The organism is Pedobacter sp. HDW13, assembly GCF_011303555.1.
Lineage (GTDB): Bacteria > Bacteroidota > Bacteroidia > Sphingobacteriales > Sphingobacteriaceae > Pedobacter.
Genome location: NZ_CP049868.1, coordinates 2,788,136 through 2,806,722 on the forward strand (window position 1 = coordinate 2,788,136; position 18,587 = coordinate 2,806,722).

An 18,587-nucleotide genomic window follows, 5' to 3' on the forward strand; every position below is an offset into this window, starting at 1 on the left:
TATCGTTCTAAAGGTTAGGCATGCCTTTTATCAAAAAAAGGACTGTCTTTCCGGAGCCAAACTAACTTAATCATGATTAAATCCTTACTAAAATCACTTGCAACTCTGGCTTTTTTATGGCCGGCGCATTCATTTTGCCAAAACCAAACTTATTTTGCTGCATATCCAGCTTTAACGCCCGATGCACAGACAATAGTATTTAGCTATGATGGCGATATTTGGAAAGTTCCTGTAAAAGGTGGCGTGGCATCGCGCATTACAGCCATGCAGGGAGAAGAAATTAATCCGAAAATATCTCCTGATGGAAAGTGGCTGGCATTTTCATCTAACCAGTTTGGCAATTACGATGTTTACCTCATGCCTGTTGCGGGTGGAGATATTAAACAGCTAACCTTTAACGATGCGTCCGATGAGGTTGATAACTGGAGCTGGGATTCGAAAACCATTTATTTTACCTCGGGACGCTACAATTCTTTTTCGAGCTATAAAGTAAATGTAAATGGAGGCACAGCGGTGCGTTTATTCAATAACTATTTTAACACTACACACCATATCGCCGAATCGCCAGGCGGAGAGCTGTTCTTTAACGATACCTGGGAAAGTATGCGCTTTGCCAATCGTAAACATTACAAAGGAGCTTACAATCCCGATATCCAATCTTATAACCTGAAAACAAAAAACTATAAACGTTATACCGATTATATTGGTAAAGATTTCTGGACCAGCGTAGATCAGAAAGGAAACGTGTTTTTTGTATCAGATGAAGGTAATGATGAATACAATCTGTACACTTTTATTGCGGGTAAAAAAACCGGGTTGACTAATTTCGATACCTCAATTAAACGTCCGTTCGTTGCTGCAAATGGAACTACTGTAGTATTTGAAAAAGATTATCAGCTGTACACCTACGATGTTGCAACGAAAAAAACGGAAAAGGTAAACATCAGCACTTCGCGTAACCAGGTGTTAAGCAAAGAGCAGGAATATGATGTACGTGGCAATATTTCCGCATTTGATGTCTCAACCGATGGCAAAAAAATGGCCTTTATTTCACGTGGTGAAGTTTTTGTAAGTGATGCTGATGGTAAGTTTATCCGCAAAATTACCAACAGTGGCGAGCGCGCCATGGAATGCAAATGGTTGGCCGATAACAAAACGATTTTGTTTAGCCAAACGGCTAACGGCTATCAAAACTGGTTTACCATAACCGGCGATGGCAAAGGAACGATAAAGCAATTAACAAAGGACAAGGCAAACAACCGCGATATTACCCTGAATAAAACCAAAACCATGGGTGTTTATTTAAGTGGTAGAAATGAACTAAAACTGATTGACCTTAAAAATTTCGAAAGCAAAACGCTGGTAACAGATGAGTTTTGGGCTTTGCAAAGTGCGGCGCCAAGTTTTTCGCCAAACGATGAATATGTACTTTTTACTGTTTACCGCAATTTTGAGCAGGATATTGTAGTGCATAGCATTAAAGGGAATAAAACCATTAATTTAACCAATACAGGCGTTACCGAAACTGGTCCGGCATGGTCACCAGATGGGAAATACATTTTCTTCACCAGTGCCCGTACCAAGCCTTCTTACCCTACCGGAATGGCCAATGCCCATATTTACCGCATGGCTTTAGATAATTATGGAGAGCCTTTCCGTTCGGATAAATTTGATGACCTGTTTAAAGAAACCAAACCTGCTACTACAGAAGTAAAGCCTAATCCGGCAAGCCAAAATGATAAAAAGGCAAAAGCCGATACGGCCAAAAAGAGAACAGATGTTAAGCCTACGCCGAACCCTGCAAACGTAATCACCATTAACACTCAGGATATTCTGGATAGGATAGAGCTGGTTGGCCCTTCTTTTGGTGGTCAGTATGGAACGGATGCTTATGCCAAAGGTGATAAAACTTATGTGTTTTATTCGTCGAACCATGAAGGTGGTGCACCGGGCTTGTACCGTACAACTATTGAGCCTTTTGAAGCCAATAAAACCGAAAAAGTAGCTGATGGTGGCGATTATTCACTGATTCAGGCTGGTGATAAGTTTTTTGTGTTAACGCGGGGAGTAATCAACAAGTATACCTTAGAAGCCAATAAGCTGGATAGGATAGACCATGGCTACAAATTTACCAGAAACTTAAATGCCGAGTTTAACCAGATGTTTTACGAAACCTGGGTAGGACTAGATGAAAATTTCTACGACGAGAAATTCCACGGGGTAGACTGGGATAAAATGAAAACCCGTTATGCTGCGTATTTGCCGTATGTAAATAACCGCAGTGATCTACGCATCCTTTTAAATGATATGCTGGGCGAGCTCAACTCCTCACACATGGGTTTTAATAGTTTGGGAGCCGAAGAGCGTAAAAATTTAACTTATGTAACCAATGAAACCGGAATTATCTTCGACGATGAAAACCCACTAAAAGTAGCGCGTATTGTAGCTAAAAGTAATGCGGCACACATCGGGACAAATATTTTAGCTGGCGATATTTTAACAGAAGTAAACGGAGTTAAGGTAGATGAAAAAATAGATCGCGATTATTATTTCAGTAAACCTTCTTTAGACCGCGAAATGACCCTGACCTTTAGCCGGAACGGTAAGGAAGTTTTTGTCAATGTACATCCCGAAAGTACTGGAGCTTTAAGGGGCAATTTGTACGATGAATGGATTACCCAAAATCATAAAAATGTAGATAAATGGAGCAATAACCGCATTGCTTATTCGTACATGAAAAATATGGGCACCGGAGAGCTCGAAACTTTCCTGCTGGATATGGTGGCTCAGGAAGAAAATAAAGAAGCTATTATTTTAGACCTTCGTTACAATACCGGAGGTAATGTGCACGATGATGTATTGAAATTCCTTTCGCAACGCCCATACCTGCAATGGAAATACCGTGGCGGAAAATTGGCACCACAAAGTAATTTTGGCCCAGCTGCGAAACCGATAGTGCTGTTAATTAACGAGCAATCGTTAAGCGATGCTGAAATGACTGCAGCTGGCTTTAAACAATTAAAACTGGGTAAAATAATCGGTACAGAAACATACCGCTGGATTATTTTCACATCAGCCAAAGGTTTAGTAGACGGTTCTTCATATCGTTTACCATCGTGGGGTTGTTATACCATGGATGGTAAAAACATAGAAAAAGAAGGCGTTAAGCCCGATATTTTTGTGAAAAATACCTTCGAAGACCGCCTGGCTGATAAAGACCCGCAACTGGAAAAAGCAGTTGCCGAGATTTTGAAAGATCTGAAATAGGGTTAATAGGTTAACTGTTTAAATTGGTTAATTGGGCATGATACAGAAAGGTTGTTTTATTGTCGGATTGTTAGCTTGCTGGCAACCGACAATCAAGCAATAGAACGCTCCACAGTTTTAAACAGTTAACCAATTTAAAAGATTAACCAACTTGCTTCAAATTAGCAATAGCGCCAATTTAATAGTCAAGCAATAGAATGCTTTCACAGTTTAAGTAGTTAACCAATTTAAACAATTACCATTTTAGGCAGTTAACCAAATTTTTCCGTTTCTTTGGAGCTGGAATTTTTAAAATATGGCAAATTTATTAACCGACAGGGCTTTTTGGGTAAATTATTGGGAAAGTAAAAAAGGACTTGCCGTTCGGCTACCATCAAACTATTTGTTTCATCGCCAGCTGGCTGATGTGATTCAGCAAAACCAGGTTAAAACAGCTATCGAATTGGGTGGTTTCCCAGGGTATTATGCGGTGTTTTTGAAAAAGTATTTCAAACTGGATGTTACCTTACTGGATTATTTTGTACATCCGCCTGTTGTAAAAGAGCTGTTGGAAAAAAATGAATTGACTGAAAAGGATATCCACATTATTGAAACCGATTTGTTTAATTACACGCCCGAAAAACAATACGACTTGGTACTCAGCTGTGGTTTAATTGAGCACTTTAACGATACAGCCGATATTATTAATCGCCACATTGCATTTGTAAAACCTGGGGGCACTTTATTTATCACCTTACCTAATTTTAAAGCTGTAAATGGCTGGTTCCAGAAGAATTTCGATAAAGAGAACTACGATAAACACAATATCGACAGCATGAACCCTGCTTTGCTTCAGAAAATTTGCGAAGATGCAGGTTTAAAAGAAGTAAAATCGGGCTATTTTGGCCGTTTTAGCGTTTGGCTGGAAAACGAAGACCAAAAATCGGCTGGCGTGCGTGTTTTCAAGAAAGCGGTATGGTTGGCCGGAAAAATATTTACCAAGATTATTCCATTCGAGAGCAAAAATCTATCACCATATATTATATTAGAGGCGAAAAAAAACTAGCGCTCTATGGCAATCAGTTGGGGTTACTCGCCTAAAATTGAAAAATATATCCCTTTGGCCGATTTTCCGGCCGATAAATATTTAATTATTGCCCGTCAGGTAATCGAAAACCTGGGCTGGAAATTAAGTCACATTTCCAAAACAGGGATTATAGCTTATACCCCAATCTCTTTTCAGTCGTACACCGAAGAGATTTCTATCCGTATTCATGGCAATTTTGCCGTGGTAAAAAGCGAGTGCGTTGGCATTCAGATGCTTTTTAACGATTACGGGAAAAACGACCTCAATCTGGAGAAATTTTTTCACGAATTTGAATATGCTCAATTCCACTTGCAGGATATTTGGGATGAAAGTCTGGCCGCATTTCATACCTTAATTGCAACGCAGGATGATACTTATTTTGAGAAAGCTCCGCTAACAGCAAAGAATAAGATTAAGAACATTCTATTCCTTTTTTTACCTCAAAAGGGCTATCTGGTTACGCCCATTCTTGTAATTTTAAATATTATCTATTATGCAATAACCTTTTTATTTATCACAATTGTATTTAAACTTCGTAGTGAAGATGCACTTATTCCTGAGGTAATAACTAACGGGTACTTAAACCTGGGTGCAAACAGCAGGGAACTGGTTTTAGAAGGCCAGCTCTGGCGCTTAATTACGCATCAGTTTATTCATTAAATATCTGGCATGTGTTTTTTAACCTCTATGCGCTCATTTATATCGGGCTCATGGTTGAGCATAAATTGGGTTCGGTTAAATTTCTGATTACTTACTTACTGAGCGGTATTTGTGGTGGTCTGGTGAGCATCATCTTTCATAAAATCGGTTTTATGGCAGGCGCATCGGGAGCCATAATGGGTATTTTTGGTGCTTTTATGGCCTTAAGTGTGAGCAAGGCATTCGAAAAGAACGCAAGCCGAGCGCTGCTAATCAGTACCGTTGTGGTAACTGCCATAATGCTTTTAAATGGTATAGGTGGTAATGTAGATAACAGTGCACATATTGGCGGGCTTGTTTCGGGTTTTGTAATTTGTTACCTGCTTTTTAATGAAAAAGTAGGGCGCTGGAAGATCACATCCGGCTTACAATATGGATTAACAAGTATAATTGTTGTAGTGTTTGCTGCTGCGGTTTTAGCCCTCACACCAAATTATCATAACAGAAAGTTTTACAAGCTACAGTTTGCCTTTGAGCAAAATACTTTCGATTTTAATAAGGTTTATTCCATTCCCTACGATCTGTCGAAAGCCGAAAAGGTAAAGATGATTGACCAGTATGGAATACAGGTATGGCGTAAAAATAAGCAGATTGTTGCCGAAATGAAGAAGCTCAGGCTCGAAAAAAAGGAGAATTACAGAAGAGATTTTGATAGCAAGATTACGAATCTGGGCATCAAAATCTCTGAACTTTTGCACCGCGAATATCTTGAAGGAACATCAAAATACCGCGATGAAATTGAACAGCTTACCGACGAAGTGAATATACTGCGTGGTGAAGCCAGTTCAAGCGAATATAGCCGCGATTAAGCGATTTTTTTGTAAAGCCCTATTTCGCTTAAAGTAATACAAACAGGCGATTTATTGATATTGATTTTTACTTTATTCGTGGTAATAGGGGCATCGAGTTGAATTAATCTTTTGGCACCAATGCTGGTGCCATCGTAAACCTTTTTCCATGCTCCGTTTTCAAAAGCCTCAATGGTATAGGCCTCAATTCTTTGTCCTAACGGAATATATTCCTGCAGGCTAATGATGTCGAAAGTTTTTGAAGCGGGTAAATTAAGTTCAATTGTAGCTTCGTGCACCTGATCTTGTGTAGCCCAGTAGGTTGTTTTGTTGTTATCCAATAATGCTGCTGCATTATATTTGCCACCGCGGCTATTGCTCAGTTTTAGTTTTGCATTTTTAGCCAGATTATTGGCAAAGGTATGCTTAACCATATCGCCGAAGGTTTTTAGAGAGGCAACATCGTCTGCGTGGAGCTGGCCACGGGTATCGGGAGCTAAACCAAGGTCTAAACCGGCACCACGACCAACGCTTTTTAAATATAATTCGAAAAGCGTTTCAGGGCTTTTCGGCTTTTCGTTGGCATGGAAAAACCAGCCTTTTCTTAGTGGAACATCACATTCGGCCGGCATCCAGAATTTTCCGTTTCTAATGCCCTCAGGACTTTGCGGGTAATTGGCCTGGCCCGGAACGGCAACACTTTTTCCATCGGGTGCCATTGGGGTAAAAGTAGCCCAGCTTGTTTCGGCTGCATGTCCGTCTTCGTTTCCTACCCAGCGGATATCCAAACCAATATCACTAAATATGTTAGCCATAGGTTGCATTTTACGGGTAATGGCCCAGGTATTGTTCCAGTCGTAATAGGTGGTATTGTCGATCGAGCGCTTTTCTCTTGCTCCGCCATAGTAACCATCGCCGCCGTTGGCGCCATCATGCCAGCTCATAAAAAGGCCACCATAATTGCTATATAGTTCTTTTAACTGGCCCTGGTAAATGGCTAAATATTTATCAGTTCCGTAAAGGGCATTGTTCCGGTCCCATGGCGAACAGTACACGCCAAACTTTAAGCCATTTTTACGTACTGCCTGCTCAACTTCTTTAACCAGGTTACCTTTTCCGCCTCTGAAAGGGCTCTTGCTGATGTTATAACTGGTTGTTTTGGTTGGCCATAAGGCAAAACCATCATGGTGCTTGGCCACCAAAATAATGCCTTTTAAACCGCCTGCTTTTGCGGCTTTGATAATCTGATCGGCGTTAAAATCAGTTGGATTAAATGTTTTCGGATCTGCATCGCCAAATCCCCATTCTTTATTCTCAAATGTGGTTGGTGTAAAGTGGATTAAACCATATACTTCTGTATCGTGCCATGCGAGCTGGCGTTTAGAAGGTAGCGCTCCGTAAGGTTTGGGCGCGTTTTGGGCATATGTTGCTGCCGAAAGAAATAAAAATAGAATTAATAAAGGTCTCATATTGGTTGTTGCTTAGGCTGACTAAAATACATAAAATAACGGTTGAGCGATTAGAATTAACCAACATTTAACCTGTTGCTCACGTAATTACCAAATTATTTTTCCATCTTGATCGTTACATACGGGCCTCAAACATTTAATTTTATAATGCGTTTAGCTACTATGATTACCATGCTCCAGATTCCTCCCGATGGAGGTACAATATATACCGAAACAAACCTTAACCAGCTCTTTCCCGAGCCTTTTAATACCATAACCAGTGCTTTCTTTTTGGTAATAGCCCTGTATTGGACCATTAAATTGCGCCGAAATTTTAACCAGCATAAATTTTTAAGTGGCGCTTTGGTTTTGCTTTTTATTGGGGGTATTGGCGGAACAACTTATCATGGATTAAGGCGCTGGCCGGTTTTTATTGTGATGGATTGGATGCCGATCATGCTGCTTTGCCTTTCGGCCGGGGTTTACTTTTTAGCTAAACTAACCCGGTGGTATTTTGCCGTTTTAATTGTGGCTGTGTATGCCTTTTTTCAATTTTATGTACGGCAACTTTTTAGTCATGGCGATTTTCAATCATTTATTAATATTAATTACGCTTTTATGGCTGCTTTAGTATTATTTCCAGTGTTTGGCTATCTGGTAAAAACCGATTGGAAAAATGGCAAATGGGTAGGTTTTGCATTAATTGCTTTCATATTTGCCCTTACTTTTCGCATTGCCGATAAATGGGAGATATTCACTATAGGCACTCATTTCTTGTGGCATACTTTCGGGGCTATGGCCTCTTTCTGTATGCTCAACTATATTTACCTGGTGAATCTTAAAAAAACAAAACTTAATTAAAAATTCATTCTTAATAGTTGTATATATTCTATATTAGATCAATAAATAATTTTAAAAATGAAGAAACTATTGATCTTGTCAGCCCTGGTATTGGGTTTAAACTTAAGCTCGAATGCGCAAAGTATTTTAAATAAAGTTGGAACTGCTGCTGCGGCAGCAACTGGCTTCGATGCAAACAGCTTAACATCTACTATTCTGGGTAAACTTACACCTGCATTGAGTTTAACTCCTGCGCAGAAACCAACAGTTACCACGATTATTAAAGATTTTTTGGTGCAGAAAGCCACTATTATGGCTACACAGAAAACAGACCCCGCAGCTTATACGAGCAAATTCGGTAAATTGTATGCAGGTTTAAAATCTAAATTGGGTACAGCCTTAACCGTTGCCCAATTAGCGAAATTTACATCATTAAAACCTGCTGCACCAAGCGCGAGCAACGTTTTATCGCAATTGTTCTTTTAAGAAAAAATCGCCTGTTAAACTTTATTAGCAGGCGATTTTTTCTTGTGGCTTAAAGCAGTTTAGATTTTGCTTTACTGTAATCCAGTTTCTTTTGTTTGCCTATAGCGTATTCTATGCCTCCCCAAAGGTGATTTAAGAATTTTTCTTCAGCCCATGCTTCGTTAGTGTGCCCCATCGAAGTATAAAAGGCCCTTCCACCATCGAAATCGTGGTACCAGCTAAAAGGATGGAAGTCGCCATTTTTACCACCTTTGTACGATTTTTCATCCAGGGTGATTAAAACTTTGATATCAGGGTTGATATCTTTAAAGTTATAAAGCTCATCTTTATGCAGCCATACAGAATCGGTGAAAAATTTGGTCGATGGATGTTTTTTATCTTTAATTACAAATCTGGCATCCTGTATTGCCGGGTGACTGGTGAAATAAGCTCCTGCAAGTTTTCCATACCATGGCCAATCGTATTCGGTATCGGTTGCTGCATGAATACCTACATAACCACCACCTGCCTGGATATACCTTTCGAATGCCGCTTGCTGGGCATCGTTTAATACATCGCCTGTGGTGCTTAGAAAAATTACCGTAGCATATTGCTTAAGATTGGCTTCTGTAAATACATCGGCATTTTCGGTAGTATCTACTTCAAAATTGTGGCTTAAACCCAGTTTTTGGATGGTTGTTTTGCCCACCCCGATAGAACCGTGCCTAAAACCTTTGGTTTTGGAAAAAACCAGGACTTTTGCAGGCTTTTTTACTGCGGTAAATCCCTGAAATAAAATAACGGTTGCGATTAATAGGCACAGTGAAAGGAATTTTTTCATTTTCGATTTGGCTAGTGTGTGTTGTTAATAGTGAAAGCTAAAATTAAGAAAGTTGTTTGATAATTTCTAAACATCTTGCTTCAACCTGCTTACAAACCGGGGCAAATAGGGCATTATCCCAGTAGGGGTCTGTAACTTCGTCGTTATCTAGAAAAAGTTGAATCTTTTTTTCTTCTGCTTCGCTTCTGGCCAAACTTTTAACATCTTTCAAATTATTCCTGTCCATTACCAAAATCAAATCGTATTGGCTAAACATGGTTTGGTTAAATTGTTGCGCGCGTTGTTTACTTATGTCGTAACCAATTTCTTTGGCGGCCGCTATACTTCTGTGATCGGGAGCCTGGCCAATGTGCCAGTTGCCGGTACCTGCCGAGGCGATTTTCCAGTTTAGGTTTTGTTTCTCAGTTAAGTGGCGCATAATGCCTTCTGCCAGGGGCGATCGGCAAATGTTGCCTAGGCATACCATTAAAATTTTCAATGTTACTTGGATTTTGCAGTAAAAATATATGTTACTGTAAAAGTAGTTCCATTTTGCTCGAAAACATATTTATCGGTGATATTTTTCCCTTCTATTTTTACCACCCTTGCATTGCTGCTAAAACCATCGTTAAGGGTTATTTCACTTCCTTTTTTGCTCCATTTGGCATTCTGGTACGAAATCATATCGCACAGCGGGCCGGTTGATGTGATGGCAAAAGTGCCGTTCTCAGAAAAAGAAAGGGTGTAGTTATTGTTTAAGCAACCAGAAGGACCAGACATGGTCATGAAATTGGTTACGGCTTTGCCTTCAATTTGCATGGCCGGACTTACTGTAGCAGATTCTAAGGCCCAATTGTATTTTGTTATTTCAGTAGTGTTTTCAGCATCATTTTTCTTTTTGCAGCCTAATGCCATGCACAGCGTTAAAATTAAGAATAGTTTTTTCATCACGTTTTTTTAGTTTGTTTTGTCTTAAAACGAGTGGGGTAATCAATACGCTACAAAAAAAAAAGTGCCCCGGCCTTTTTCTGACCGGAGCACTTAAATTTGAAATCTATTTCATTAACCGTAAATATCGTTAAGCATTTTGGCCAAGCGTACACCACCTTTTAACAATTGATTGTTGAGCGTGTCTACCCAATCAAAGTTGTAACGATAGCTTAGTTTAGCATCGGCCTTAGTGGTATCGTAAATTTTATTGCAAATGTTGTACGATTCGAAAATGCAATCTTTTAAGCTGGTGTTTTGCCAGTTGTAAAGTTGAACTGCTGAAGCATGATTGATGGCTTTAGCATATTCGGTATAGCTTAATTGCTGATATTCAATCAACTGTTCATCCCAAACGCGGTGGATATTCGATTTTTCGTTAAACCACAGTACCGAAACGCGGTTGCCGCCCAAATCTTCTTTACGCGCTACGTGCATGGGCTGGCATAAATCACCAGCCAGGTGTACCAACATGCGCAATGCTAGTTTCTTTTCATCAGGCGTGCTACCTGCTTTCTTTAAAACGGCAATTAAATCAGGGATTTTGGTATATAAGCTTATCGATTTGTCTGTTTCCAGGAAATTATAAACCCCATCTTTATTTAACCCGGCTGGCAGATTAACAAAGTGCCAGTTGTACATGTAATTGTAGGTCGAATCTGATTTGATGAAATCGCCCCAATTGGCGCACATAGCCAGGCTTTCGTAACCCAAAATACCCTGTACAGCCTTACGGGTTTTGACTTTTAGATAACTATCGGCAATTTCGCCAACCACGCGGTGACCAATAGTGCCCCAGGCACTTACCTGTGTGGGTGCATAAGCTAAAAATCCTACGATTAAAGCTGTGGCTAGTTTTTTTCTAATGGATGTTAAGATCATTTTATAGTTCTTTTTGGATGCAGGTAACTTTTTGTTTCAACGCCAGTTTTATTTCACGTTGATCATTCATGCTTTCGAGCGTAAGGCTATCTGCTGAACGCTTATTAATCAGGAAGTTTTTTTCGTACCGGCCAATGCGGTAGCAACCCGATATTTTTTGTTTGTAATTGGCGTGCGTAAAGGTAGCGCCGATAATTAAGGTGTCGCCCCTTACAGTATAAACGCCTTTTGCGTATTCTTTCCAGATTCCTTTATTGAAGCAGGAATCCTCGTAGAAATTAACTTTACTGTGGGTAACCAGGTCAATATAAACCGAATCGCAGGTAAATTTGAAATGATGTTGAGTATAATTACTTAACCTGTTACTGAAGGCAACCGAATCTTCATTCCAAACGCCTTGCATAAATGCTTCGCCCTTACCCTGAATATTAGGCCTCGGACTACAGGCTACCTGAAAGATGGATAATGTAAAAAGGATAATGTAAAAATTCCTTAAACAGGGATGCATTTTGTTCATTGGGTTTTTAATCGTTGCTCATAGGAAACTGATCATGGAATACATTAGGCTTTTTAACCGTATTGTGAATCAGGATTAACAAACCTACAGCAAAACAAAGGCTGGCTAATGTACCAATAAGACCAATTATGGTGTAATATATTGAAATTTCAGTATAGGCGATATTTCTACTGGCTGTCCAAAGCGGGACTAAAAAATAAAGCAAGTGTGTAAATAAACCAATTCCGGAGCCAATAGTCATTAAAACAGCTTCAACTACTTTTTTTTTCGATAGAAAATAGCAGCAGCTTCCAAATACGATGCAAGGTGCAATAACAGATGTTAAGCTCAGCAGAGTAGTAAGTATTGAATTCATATTTGTCTATTGTTTAATTAGCCATGTTGATTTAAACCTGCAATTATATTTTTAACTGAGACGTCATTCCCACACAGGCGGGAATGACGATCTTCTTCAGCTTATTTCAAGCTGCCTACCATATCTTCCGGACGAACCCACTCATCAAACTGCTCGTTGGTTAACAGGCCTAGCTCTACAGCTGCTGCTTTTAAAGTTTTATTTTCTTTATGTGCTTTCTTTGCAATTTTTGCTGCGTTTTCGTAACCTACATGTGGGTTTAATGCAGTAACCAGCATTAACGAATTTTGTAAGTGTTTTTCAATTTCAGGTAAGTTTGCAGTAATTCCTTCCGCACATTTATCGGTGAAAGAAACACAGGCATCGCCAATTAAACGTGCCGATTGCAATACGTTAGCTGCAATTAATGGTTTAAAAACGTTCAGTTCGAAATGACCTGACATGCCACCAACTGAAACGGCTACATCGTTACCAATTACCTGGGCGCAAACCATAGTTAAAGCTTCAGGCTGGGTTGGGTTAACTTTACCTGGCATGATAGATGATCCTGGTTCGTTATCCGGAATAACAATTTCGCCAATACCGCAACGTGGGCCAGAGCTCAACATGCGTACATCATTGGCAACTTTCATTAAGGCAACAGCAGTACGTTTTAAAGCGCCCGAAAGTTCAACCATGGCATCGTGTGCAGCTAGAGCTTCAAATTTATTTGGTGCAGTAACAAATGGTAAGCCAGTTAAATCGGCAATTTTTTTAGCCACTAAAACATCGTATCCTTTTGGGGTATTTAAACCTGTACCTACAGCAGTACCACCCAATGCTAATTCAGCAACCATAACCAAAGCATTTTTAATGGCCCTGATGCTATTATCAATCTGCTGTACATAACCTGAAAATTCTTGCCCTAAGGTAAGCGGCGTAGCATCCATAAAGTGGGTACGTCCGGTTTTGGTAATTCCGGCAAACTCTTCTACCTTTTTAGCTAAGGCGTTTCTTAAATGGGTTAAGCCCGGAATTGTATTTTCTACAGTTAATTTATAGGCTGCAATGTGCATTGCAGTTGGGTAAGTATCGTTTGATGATTGCGATTTATTTACATCATCATTCGGGTGAAGTACTTTTTTATCATCGGCTAATGAACCGCCGTTAATTACATGTGCACGGTTTGCAATCACTTCGTTTCCGTTCATGTTGCTCTGCGTACCAGAACCGGTTTGCCAGATTACCAATGGGAACTGATCATCAAGCTGGCCGGCAATAATTTCATCACAGGCTTTTGCAATTAATTCAGCTTTATCGGCCGGTAGTACACCAAGCTCGGTATTGGCTAGTGCTGCTGCTTTTTTCAGGTATCCAAAAGCGTGGATAATTTCTTTTGGCATCGAACCTTCCGGACCGATTTTAAAGTTATTACGTGAGCGTTCGGTTTGTGCACCCCAGTATTTGTCGGCAGGTACCTGCACCTCGCCCATGGTATCGTGTTCTATTCTGAAACTCATTATATTTTTAATTTTTGTTGTGGCAAATTTAGGTTTTTTGACTTTTAAAGCGTTGTATTTATGTAAGATATTTAGTGCATGGCCAAATATGTGGAGAAAATATAGGCTGGGATTCTGATTTTGCTACTGAGATGTAGGTAATGCCAGAATTTTTATCGTTATCGGCGGCTTCTACCAATGAAATCATATTCATACCTTTACGGCAAATATGCAGGGATTAGTTATTAAATCTACAGGTAGTTGGTACAATGTGCTGGCCGATAATGGCGAACGCTACGATTGCCGCATTGTAGGCAAGTTCAGGATTAAGGGGATTAAAACAACCAACCCGATTGCGGTAGGCGACAGGGTGAAATTTGAGCTGGAACGGGATAGCAATCAGGGCCTGATCAATGAAATGCTGCCCCGCAAAAACTACATCATCCGCAAATCGATCAACCTGAGCAAGCAGGCTCAGATATTGGCTGCCAATTTAGATATGGCCATTCTGGTGGTTACTTTAGCTTCGCCGCGTACATCTTTGGGCTTTATTGATCGTTTTTTGGTTACCGCCGAAGCGTATGATGTGCCTGCTGTTTTGGTGTTCAATAAGCTCGATCTGTTTAGTGAAGAAGGATTAGAGATTCTTCAGGAGTTTAAAGATATTTACCAAAACATAGGCTATGCCTGTTACGAAGTTTCGGCTTTAAAGGGAATTAATATTCCGGTGATTCAGGAGCTGATTACCGATAAAATTACCTTGATTTCAGGCCATTCGGGCGTGGGTAAATCGAGCTTGATTAATGCATTGTTACCCGATCGCGATTTAAGAACAGGTGAGGTATCAGACTGGAGCGATAAAGGGCAGCATACCACAACATTTGCCGAAATGTTCGAATTGCCGCAGGGTGGTTTCATCGTAGATACCCCCGGTATTCGCGAGTTAGGCGTAATTGATATTGAAAAGGAAGAGCTTGGCCATTTTTTTAGGGAGATTTTCGAGACTTCGCACAATTGCCGTTTTAACAATTGCCGCCATGTTAACGAACCTGGTTGTGCGGTTATAGAAGCTGTTAATGATGGCGAAATTGCCATCTCGAGATATGAAAGTTATCTGAGCATTTACCACGGAAACGATACGAGGCATTAATCTTAAAAAAGCTTAAAGTGGCTAAAGGTCTTATGCATACTTAAAAAGATCTTGGTGTACCTTATACCTTAGTGGTTATTATAAATATAAACGATATTAAATAAATGGAGAAATCTCTTTTGGAGATTTAGGAGATATGAAATTTAAACTGGGAGATTTTGTGCGTTTTGTTGATGAGAAACGTGAGGGTTATGTAACCCGGATTATCGATGCCCAAACTTTAGGTGTTACCGATGAAGATGGTTTTGAGATTCCGGTTGCAGTAAGCAACTTAACATCTGTACATGGCCATGGCGTTGTGGCAGAGGAAATAGATGTGCCTAAGCCGATACAGGTGAATGTGCCCGGCGTTACTAAAATAGAGAATGGGATTTATGTTGCCGTAGCAACTGATGATAAAGTAGGTAATGTAGTTCATTTTCATCTGCAGAACCAATCGCCAAATACGTTGTTGGTGAGCTTGAGTACCGAAAAGAAGGGGAAGTACGCCAGTGCTTATCATGGGATTATAGCCTCTTACGGTACCTCCTTGGTATATTCGGCTGCTTTGGCTGATTTAGATCTTTGGCCTGAATTTACCTTTCAGGTTTTAGTGGTGAGTACGGCCGATGCTAAACCAATTGATCCATTGGTGATCCGCAAGAAATTCAGGGCAAAAGATTTTAGCACTGAACAAAAAGCGTTGCCTAACCTTAAAAATAAAGGCTGGTTGATTCGCCTGGATGACCTGGTGCCGGTAACAATCGATGCACAAAAGTTAAAGGAAAGCTTTTTTAAATCGGCCGACGAAAAGAAAATGGTCGAAGCCCCTGCAAAAGAGATCGATTTGCACATTGAGAAATTACGCGATGATCATCACTTTTTAGAAGCCAGCGAAATTTTACAGATTCAGCTCACACATTTTCAGAATGCCCTTGATGCAGCAATTGTGCACCATTTCGATAAGATGATTTTTATCCACGGCTCAGGCAATGGTACTTTACGGGATAAAATCCACAAACTGATTAGCAAAAATCCGCACATAAAAACGTATATGGATGCCAGGAAGGAAAAGTTTGGTTATGGCGCTACGGAGGTAGTTTTTAAGTAATTTCATACCGTCATGCTGATTTTTTTAAGAATGATTGAATTTTGAATGATTGAATGTCTGAAGCGTAATGCTGATTCATTCATTCAAAATTCACTCATTTTAGCATTCAAAAAGGAATGTTAGTACCCAAACTCCAAAACTAACACAATTGCATTGTTGCTCAATGCTTCCAGTTCAACCTGTGGCAAGTCCCAAAGCGCCAGTCCATCACGGGCATGGAGTAATCGACCTTCAATTTCAAAGGCACCATCTATAACAAAGCAATAAAATTTGCTGTTGCTATGCTGTAGAGTGTAAATGGCTTCCTCGCGACCAGCGAAAATACCGGCACTTAATTTAAAAGGCAGTTTTGGGTTGGAAATAAGTTCGATTAACTGGTTCTGGTCTTTTTCAAAGTCAAATTGATAAAGCATTTCACTCGGACGCAGTAAAAAGAAATCCGTTTTTATCCCCAGCTGCAGGTAATTGATGGTATCCTTAGGGTAGGGGTTACTAATTTCCAAAACTTCACCTTTACCTAAGTTTAACACTTGTAGTTTACCGGTATCAATCGAAAATTCTTTGTTTCCCTGCACCACATCAATGCCGCCGGTAATGGGAAAGAAAATTTGAAAGGAGTCTTCTTTGGATAGGAAAAAGGAAACTTTTCCACCTGCTAACGATTCGTCGTTGCAGAGAAAAAGGCTTTCGAAGGGTTCTCTGTGCTCACTGTAATATTTTTCGAAATTAAAGGTGCTATACCTGCGGAGTGTCGAATTTTCCGTCAGCCCGCGCTGATCGGCCAGGTATATTTTTCCGGGGCTAAGTTCCATGCTTAATCGATATTTTTTATAGAGTGGATGCTAACAAATGGCTGAATGGTAAAAAGATTGGTGAAAACCTCTTCATCAGTGGTTTCTTTATATTGCGATACTAGCAACTGATCGCCGATCGTATCATGCCAGATTAATGGCTTTGAAAAAAAATTGATGGCAATTTTATGCTTATCCAGATGGTTGATATCGGAATTGATGATTTCGAACTTAAAATGCTCAAAGGTCAAAAATCTTCTGCCCAAATTATCTAAAACATCAGGAATTATCCCGTTTAATTGGCGCAGATAACCTGTAATAGCCGCACTAACCAAAAAATGGAGTTTTTCGGCATCTGGTACATGTAATAGTATTTCTGCAAATGAAGTAAACTGCTGTTCCTGATTATAAAACTGCGATTGCATTTTGAATTCAGCAAAACTATCTTCATGTACAAACTTACTCCATGGATTATTATCCGTAGCATCGATTATTTTTCGATAGCATAAAACGATCACCTTTTTAGACATGGCATAAAATTAAAAAAGACGTTAAGAAAACCCAACGTCTTTAATGAAAATAAAACAAATAATAATAAGGATGATATTATGCTTTAACGTTCAATTTAAATGTAAGGTCGAAACCTGAGGTTAATGTTCCGGTTACTGTGGCAATTTCAATACCTGTTTTGTCGTCGCTAAAAACATTGTCGGCATTGTTGTACGTATAACCTGTCATTCCCTTGCTGTAACCATTTACCAAAGCCAGCGAGGTTCCGCTACCTTCGGGGAAAGCAATTTGTGTTACATTTAACGATGTTCCTGCTGCATTATATACATGAACATGAATATGTGTTGCCCGGCCGCTGTACCAACCTGGAAAAATAGTAGTAAAAGTTACCAGCCCGTTGGCATCGGTAGTTTGGCGGCCACGTAAAAAGTGTACCGATTGATAATTGGTACTTTGCATCCCTGTTCCACCATATTCCGAATAGTTTCCTTCTGCATCGCAATGCCAGATATCAACCAGGGCGCCAGCCAGGGCCGCACAACTGTTATTCAAATTGCCAATAGTTATTTTCACCGTCATTTTATAACCAGTACGACCATCGGTAATATCGCTACGTACATATGATGCTGGTACTTTAGTTGGGAAAGGCCCTTCGGTTTCGGTAGGGGCTACGGTACAGGTTCCATTGGTGCTGGTGGTTGTACCTGCAGTTCCCGATCCTGATGTGCTGGAACCATCTGTTATGCTGCTTTTTTTGCAGGCTTCGATAATTACCGGAGTAGAAATTGCCCCAATCATTAAGCTTCTGATGAAATTTTTTCTTTCCATAGGTTAACTGTTTTGCTTTTGTTGATATAAAGGTAAAACCCTGAACCTAAGTAACGGCGATGTGACGATGTATGCCGATTTTGTATCGTTTAATCGCAAAAAGATAGGTTGTGCTACTCGGTAATGGCATGCAATGAGAGGAAAGCTAAAAGACACCAAAATTTGAGGTACGCTTTTTGCGATAATGGAATTTCTTTTTATAAAAGATTAAAACTAGCTTTGCCGCTATTAATGAAACACCTGGTTACCATATCTCTTGTATTTTTTAGCTTAACGCATTTGGCCAAAGCCGAGCGCGTTGAAGGGCTTAGAATATTAAACGAATATTGTAATGAGTATAAAATCAGTTCAAATGCTACTGATAAAAGCATTGTTCAGTTCAACGAACAGCGTAACCCTTATTTATTATCGTACACCCGACTTGCTTTAATTGGAATCCAACCCCAGTTAAAAGTTGCAAAATATGTTAGTGTAAATCAGGTAATCACCGATTTAACCATCCGCAAAAAACCGAAGAACAATAGCCCCTAGTATCCTTCGTTAAAAGATCTTTTTAAGATTTGAGCCCCCATTTATACCAATAACTGCCAAACTGACTTAATACTG

The 18,587-nt window shown here is 39.9% G+C and carries 20 protein-coding genes; 9 read left to right on the top strand and 11 right to left on the bottom strand.

All coding sequences use genetic code 11. The features are described 5' to 3' along the window. The first annotated feature begins 72 nt into the window (after positions 1 to 72). From G7074_RS11895 to G7074_RS11910, 4 genes are all read left to right on the top strand, one after another. Entirely contained in the window at positions 73 to 3,267 is a 3,195-nt protein-coding gene (locus G7074_RS11895) for a S41 family peptidase (RefSeq protein WP_166208535.1), read from the top strand. A gap of 295 nt (positions 3,268 to 3,562) precedes the next feature. Continuing rightward, positions 3,563 to 4,312, top strand: coding sequence for a bifunctional 2-polyprenyl-6-hydroxyphenol methylase/3-demethylubiquinol 3-O-methyltransferase UbiG (locus G7074_RS11900; protein WP_124557982.1), 750 nt, complete (start codon positions 3,563 to 3,565; stop codon positions 4,310 to 4,312). 6 nt (positions 4,313 to 4,318) lie between these two features. Then, on the top strand, positions 4,319 to 4,993 hold the full coding sequence (locus G7074_RS11905; protein WP_166208538.1) for a hypothetical protein: 675 nt from the start codon (positions 4,319 to 4,321) through the stop codon (positions 4,991 to 4,993). A 50-nt stretch (positions 4,994 to 5,043) separates the two neighbouring features. Continuing rightward, positions 5,044 to 5,841 (top strand): rhomboid family intramembrane serine protease, encoded by a 798-nt coding sequence (locus G7074_RS11910; protein ID WP_240916525.1) that lies wholly within the window; start codon positions 5,044 to 5,046, stop codon positions 5,839 to 5,841. Here the strand turns inward: G7074_RS11910 and G7074_RS11915 are convergent. Then, a complete protein-coding gene (locus G7074_RS11915; protein ID WP_124557980.1) occupies positions 5,838 to 7,289 on the bottom strand; it encodes an alpha-L-fucosidase in 1,452 nt (483 codons plus the stop codon). The two genes, G7074_RS11910 and G7074_RS11915, sit on opposite strands and share 4 nt — an antisense overlap. Before the next feature lie 147 nt (positions 7,290 to 7,436). On the opposite strand from G7074_RS11915, the gene G7074_RS11920 reads away from it, so the two are divergent. Both G7074_RS11920 and G7074_RS11925 read left to right on the top strand, forming a co-directional pair. Beyond that, the gene (locus G7074_RS11920; RefSeq protein ID WP_233603751.1) at positions 7,437 to 8,129 is read left to right on the top strand and encodes a hypothetical protein; all 693 of its coding nucleotides are present in this window, start codon (positions 7,437 to 7,439) and stop codon (positions 8,127 to 8,129) included. Positions 8,130 to 8,186: 57 nt separating this feature from the next. Further along, a complete protein-coding gene (locus G7074_RS11925; RefSeq protein WP_124557979.1) occupies positions 8,187 to 8,594 on the top strand; it encodes a hypothetical protein in 408 nt (135 codons plus the stop codon). 49 nt (positions 8,595 to 8,643) lie between these two features. Here G7074_RS11925 and G7074_RS11930 read toward each other — a convergent pair whose 3' ends face one another. From G7074_RS11930 to fumC, 7 genes are all read right to left on the bottom strand, one after another. Beyond that, positions 8,644 to 9,414: a ThuA domain-containing protein gene (locus G7074_RS11930; protein WP_124557978.1), complete on the bottom strand. Its 771-nt coding sequence runs from the start codon at positions 9,412 to 9,414 to the stop codon at positions 8,644 to 8,646. A gap of 43 nt (positions 9,415 to 9,457) precedes the next feature. Further along, on the bottom strand, positions 9,458 to 9,892 hold the full coding sequence (locus tag G7074_RS11935; RefSeq protein ID WP_124557977.1) for a low molecular weight protein-tyrosine-phosphatase: 435 nt from the start codon (positions 9,890 to 9,892) through the stop codon (positions 9,458 to 9,460). Between the two features lie 2 nt (positions 9,893 to 9,894). Further along, positions 9,895 to 10,341 carry a hypothetical protein gene (locus G7074_RS11940; protein ID WP_124557976.1) on the bottom strand — a complete coding sequence of 149 codons (447 nt, stop codon included), beginning with the start codon at positions 10,339 to 10,341 and terminating at the stop codon, positions 9,895 to 9,897. 114 nt (positions 10,342 to 10,455) lie between these two features. Continuing rightward, positions 10,456 to 11,262 (bottom strand): S1/P1 nuclease, encoded by an 807-nt coding sequence (locus G7074_RS11945; protein WP_124557975.1) that lies wholly within the window; start codon positions 11,260 to 11,262, stop codon positions 10,456 to 10,458. A gap of 1 nt (position 11,263) precedes the next feature. Continuing rightward, on the bottom strand, positions 11,264 to 11,779 hold the full coding sequence (locus G7074_RS11950; RefSeq protein ID WP_233603750.1) for a fumarate hydratase: 516 nt from the start codon (positions 11,777 to 11,779) through the stop codon (positions 11,264 to 11,266). Between the two features lie 7 nt (positions 11,780 to 11,786). Beyond that, on the bottom strand, positions 11,787 to 12,134 hold the full coding sequence (locus G7074_RS11955) for a hypothetical protein (protein WP_166208544.1): 348 nt from the start codon (positions 12,132 to 12,134) through the stop codon (positions 11,787 to 11,789). Between the two features lie 101 nt (positions 12,135 to 12,235). Beyond that, complete coding sequence (fumC, locus tag G7074_RS11960; protein WP_166208547.1) at positions 12,236 to 13,633, bottom strand: class II fumarate hydratase; 1,398 nt, start codon at positions 13,631 to 13,633, stop codon at positions 12,236 to 12,238. A 208-nt stretch (positions 13,634 to 13,841) separates the two neighbouring features. Between fumC and rsgA the strand changes: the two genes are divergently transcribed. Together rsgA and G7074_RS11970 are read left to right on the top strand one after the other, a co-directional pair. Next, the gene (gene rsgA / locus G7074_RS11965; protein ID WP_124557972.1) at positions 13,842 to 14,762 is read left to right on the top strand and encodes a ribosome small subunit-dependent GTPase A; all 921 of its coding nucleotides are present in this window, start codon (positions 13,842 to 13,844) and stop codon (positions 14,760 to 14,762) included. A gap of 136 nt (positions 14,763 to 14,898) precedes the next feature. Then, positions 14,899 to 15,852, top strand: coding sequence for a Smr/MutS family protein (locus G7074_RS11970; protein WP_124557971.1), 954 nt, complete (start codon positions 14,899 to 14,901; stop codon positions 15,850 to 15,852). Positions 15,853 to 15,971: 119 nt separating this feature from the next. On the opposite strand, the gene G7074_RS11975 is transcribed toward G7074_RS11970, so the two are convergent. The 3 genes from G7074_RS11975 to G7074_RS11985 all read right to left on the bottom strand — a co-directional run bounded on the left by G7074_RS11975 (position 15,972) and on the right by G7074_RS11985 (position 17,981). Next, positions 15,972 to 16,664: a hypothetical protein gene (locus tag G7074_RS11975; RefSeq protein WP_166208550.1), complete on the bottom strand. Its 693-nt coding sequence runs from the start codon at positions 16,662 to 16,664 to the stop codon at positions 15,972 to 15,974. Between the two features lie 2 nt (positions 16,665 to 16,666). Next, on the bottom strand, positions 16,667 to 17,173 hold the full coding sequence (locus G7074_RS11980) for a hypothetical protein (RefSeq protein WP_124557969.1): 507 nt from the start codon (positions 17,171 to 17,173) through the stop codon (positions 16,667 to 16,669). A gap of 76 nt (positions 17,174 to 17,249) precedes the next feature. Beyond that, the gene (locus G7074_RS11985) at positions 17,250 to 17,981 is read right to left on the bottom strand and encodes an intradiol ring-cleavage dioxygenase (protein WP_166208553.1); all 732 of its coding nucleotides are present in this window, start codon (positions 17,979 to 17,981) and stop codon (positions 17,250 to 17,252) included. A 162-nt stretch (positions 17,982 to 18,143) separates the two neighbouring features. Here G7074_RS11985 and G7074_RS11990 point away from each other — a divergent pair, with 162 nt between their 5' ends. Beyond that, the gene (locus G7074_RS11990) at positions 18,144 to 18,512 is read left to right on the top strand and encodes a hypothetical protein (RefSeq protein WP_166208556.1); all 369 of its coding nucleotides are present in this window, start codon (positions 18,144 to 18,146) and stop codon (positions 18,510 to 18,512) included. Positions 18,513 to 18,587: the final 75 nt, after the last annotated feature.

Bases quoted from the DNA above. Each gene is read 5' to 3' on its own strand.
- G7074_RS11895 (WP_166208535.1), top strand. From the start codon at position 73: ATGATTAAATCCTTACTAAAATCACTTGCAACTCTGGCTTTTTTATGG.
- G7074_RS11900 (WP_124557982.1), top strand. From the start codon at position 3,563: ATGGCAAATTTATTAACCGACAGGGCTTTTTGGGTAAATTATTGGGAA.
- G7074_RS11905 (WP_166208538.1), top strand. From the start codon at position 4,319: ATGGCAATCAGTTGGGGTTACTCGCCTAAAATTGAAAAATATATCCCT.
- G7074_RS11910 (WP_240916525.1), top strand. From the start codon at position 5,044: ATGGTTGAGCATAAATTGGGTTCGGTTAAATTTCTGATTACTTACTTA.
- G7074_RS11915 (WP_124557980.1), bottom strand. From the start codon at position 7,289: ATGAGACCTTTATTAATTCTATTTTTATTTCTTTCGGCAGCAACATAT.
- G7074_RS11920 (WP_233603751.1), top strand. From the start codon at position 7,437: ATGCGTTTAGCTACTATGATTACCATGCTCCAGATTCCTCCCGATGGA.
- G7074_RS11925 (WP_124557979.1), top strand. From the start codon at position 8,187: ATGAAGAAACTATTGATCTTGTCAGCCCTGGTATTGGGTTTAAACTTA.
- G7074_RS11930 (WP_124557978.1), bottom strand. From the start codon at position 9,414: ATGAAAAAATTCCTTTCACTGTGCCTATTAATCGCAACCGTTATTTTA.
- G7074_RS11940 (WP_124557976.1), bottom strand. From the start codon at position 10,341: ATGAAAAAACTATTCTTAATTTTAACGCTGTGCATGGCATTAGGCTGC.
- G7074_RS11945 (WP_124557975.1), bottom strand. From the start codon at position 11,262: ATGATCTTAACATCCATTAGAAAAAAACTAGCCACAGCTTTAATCGTA.
- G7074_RS11950 (WP_233603750.1), bottom strand. From the start codon at position 11,779: ATGAACAAAATGCATCCCTGTTTAAGGAATTTTTACATTATCCTTTTT.
- G7074_RS11955 (WP_166208544.1), bottom strand. From the start codon at position 12,134: ATGAATTCAATACTTACTACTCTGCTGAGCTTAACATCTGTTATTGCA.
- fumC (WP_166208547.1), bottom strand. From the start codon at position 13,633: ATGAGTTTCAGAATAGAACACGATACCATGGGCGAGGTGCAGGTACCT.
- rsgA (WP_124557972.1), top strand. From the start codon at position 13,842: ATGCAGGGATTAGTTATTAAATCTACAGGTAGTTGGTACAATGTGCTG.
- G7074_RS11970 (WP_124557971.1), top strand. From the start codon at position 14,899: ATGAAATTTAAACTGGGAGATTTTGTGCGTTTTGTTGATGAGAAACGT.
- G7074_RS11975 (WP_166208550.1), bottom strand. From the start codon at position 16,664: ATGGAACTTAGCCCCGGAAAAATATACCTGGCCGATCAGCGCGGGCTG.
- G7074_RS11980 (WP_124557969.1), bottom strand. From the start codon at position 17,173: ATGTCTAAAAAGGTGATCGTTTTATGCTATCGAAAAATAATCGATGCT.
- G7074_RS11985 (WP_166208553.1), bottom strand. From the start codon at position 17,981: ATGGAAAGAAAAAATTTCATCAGAAGCTTAATGATTGGGGCAATTTCT.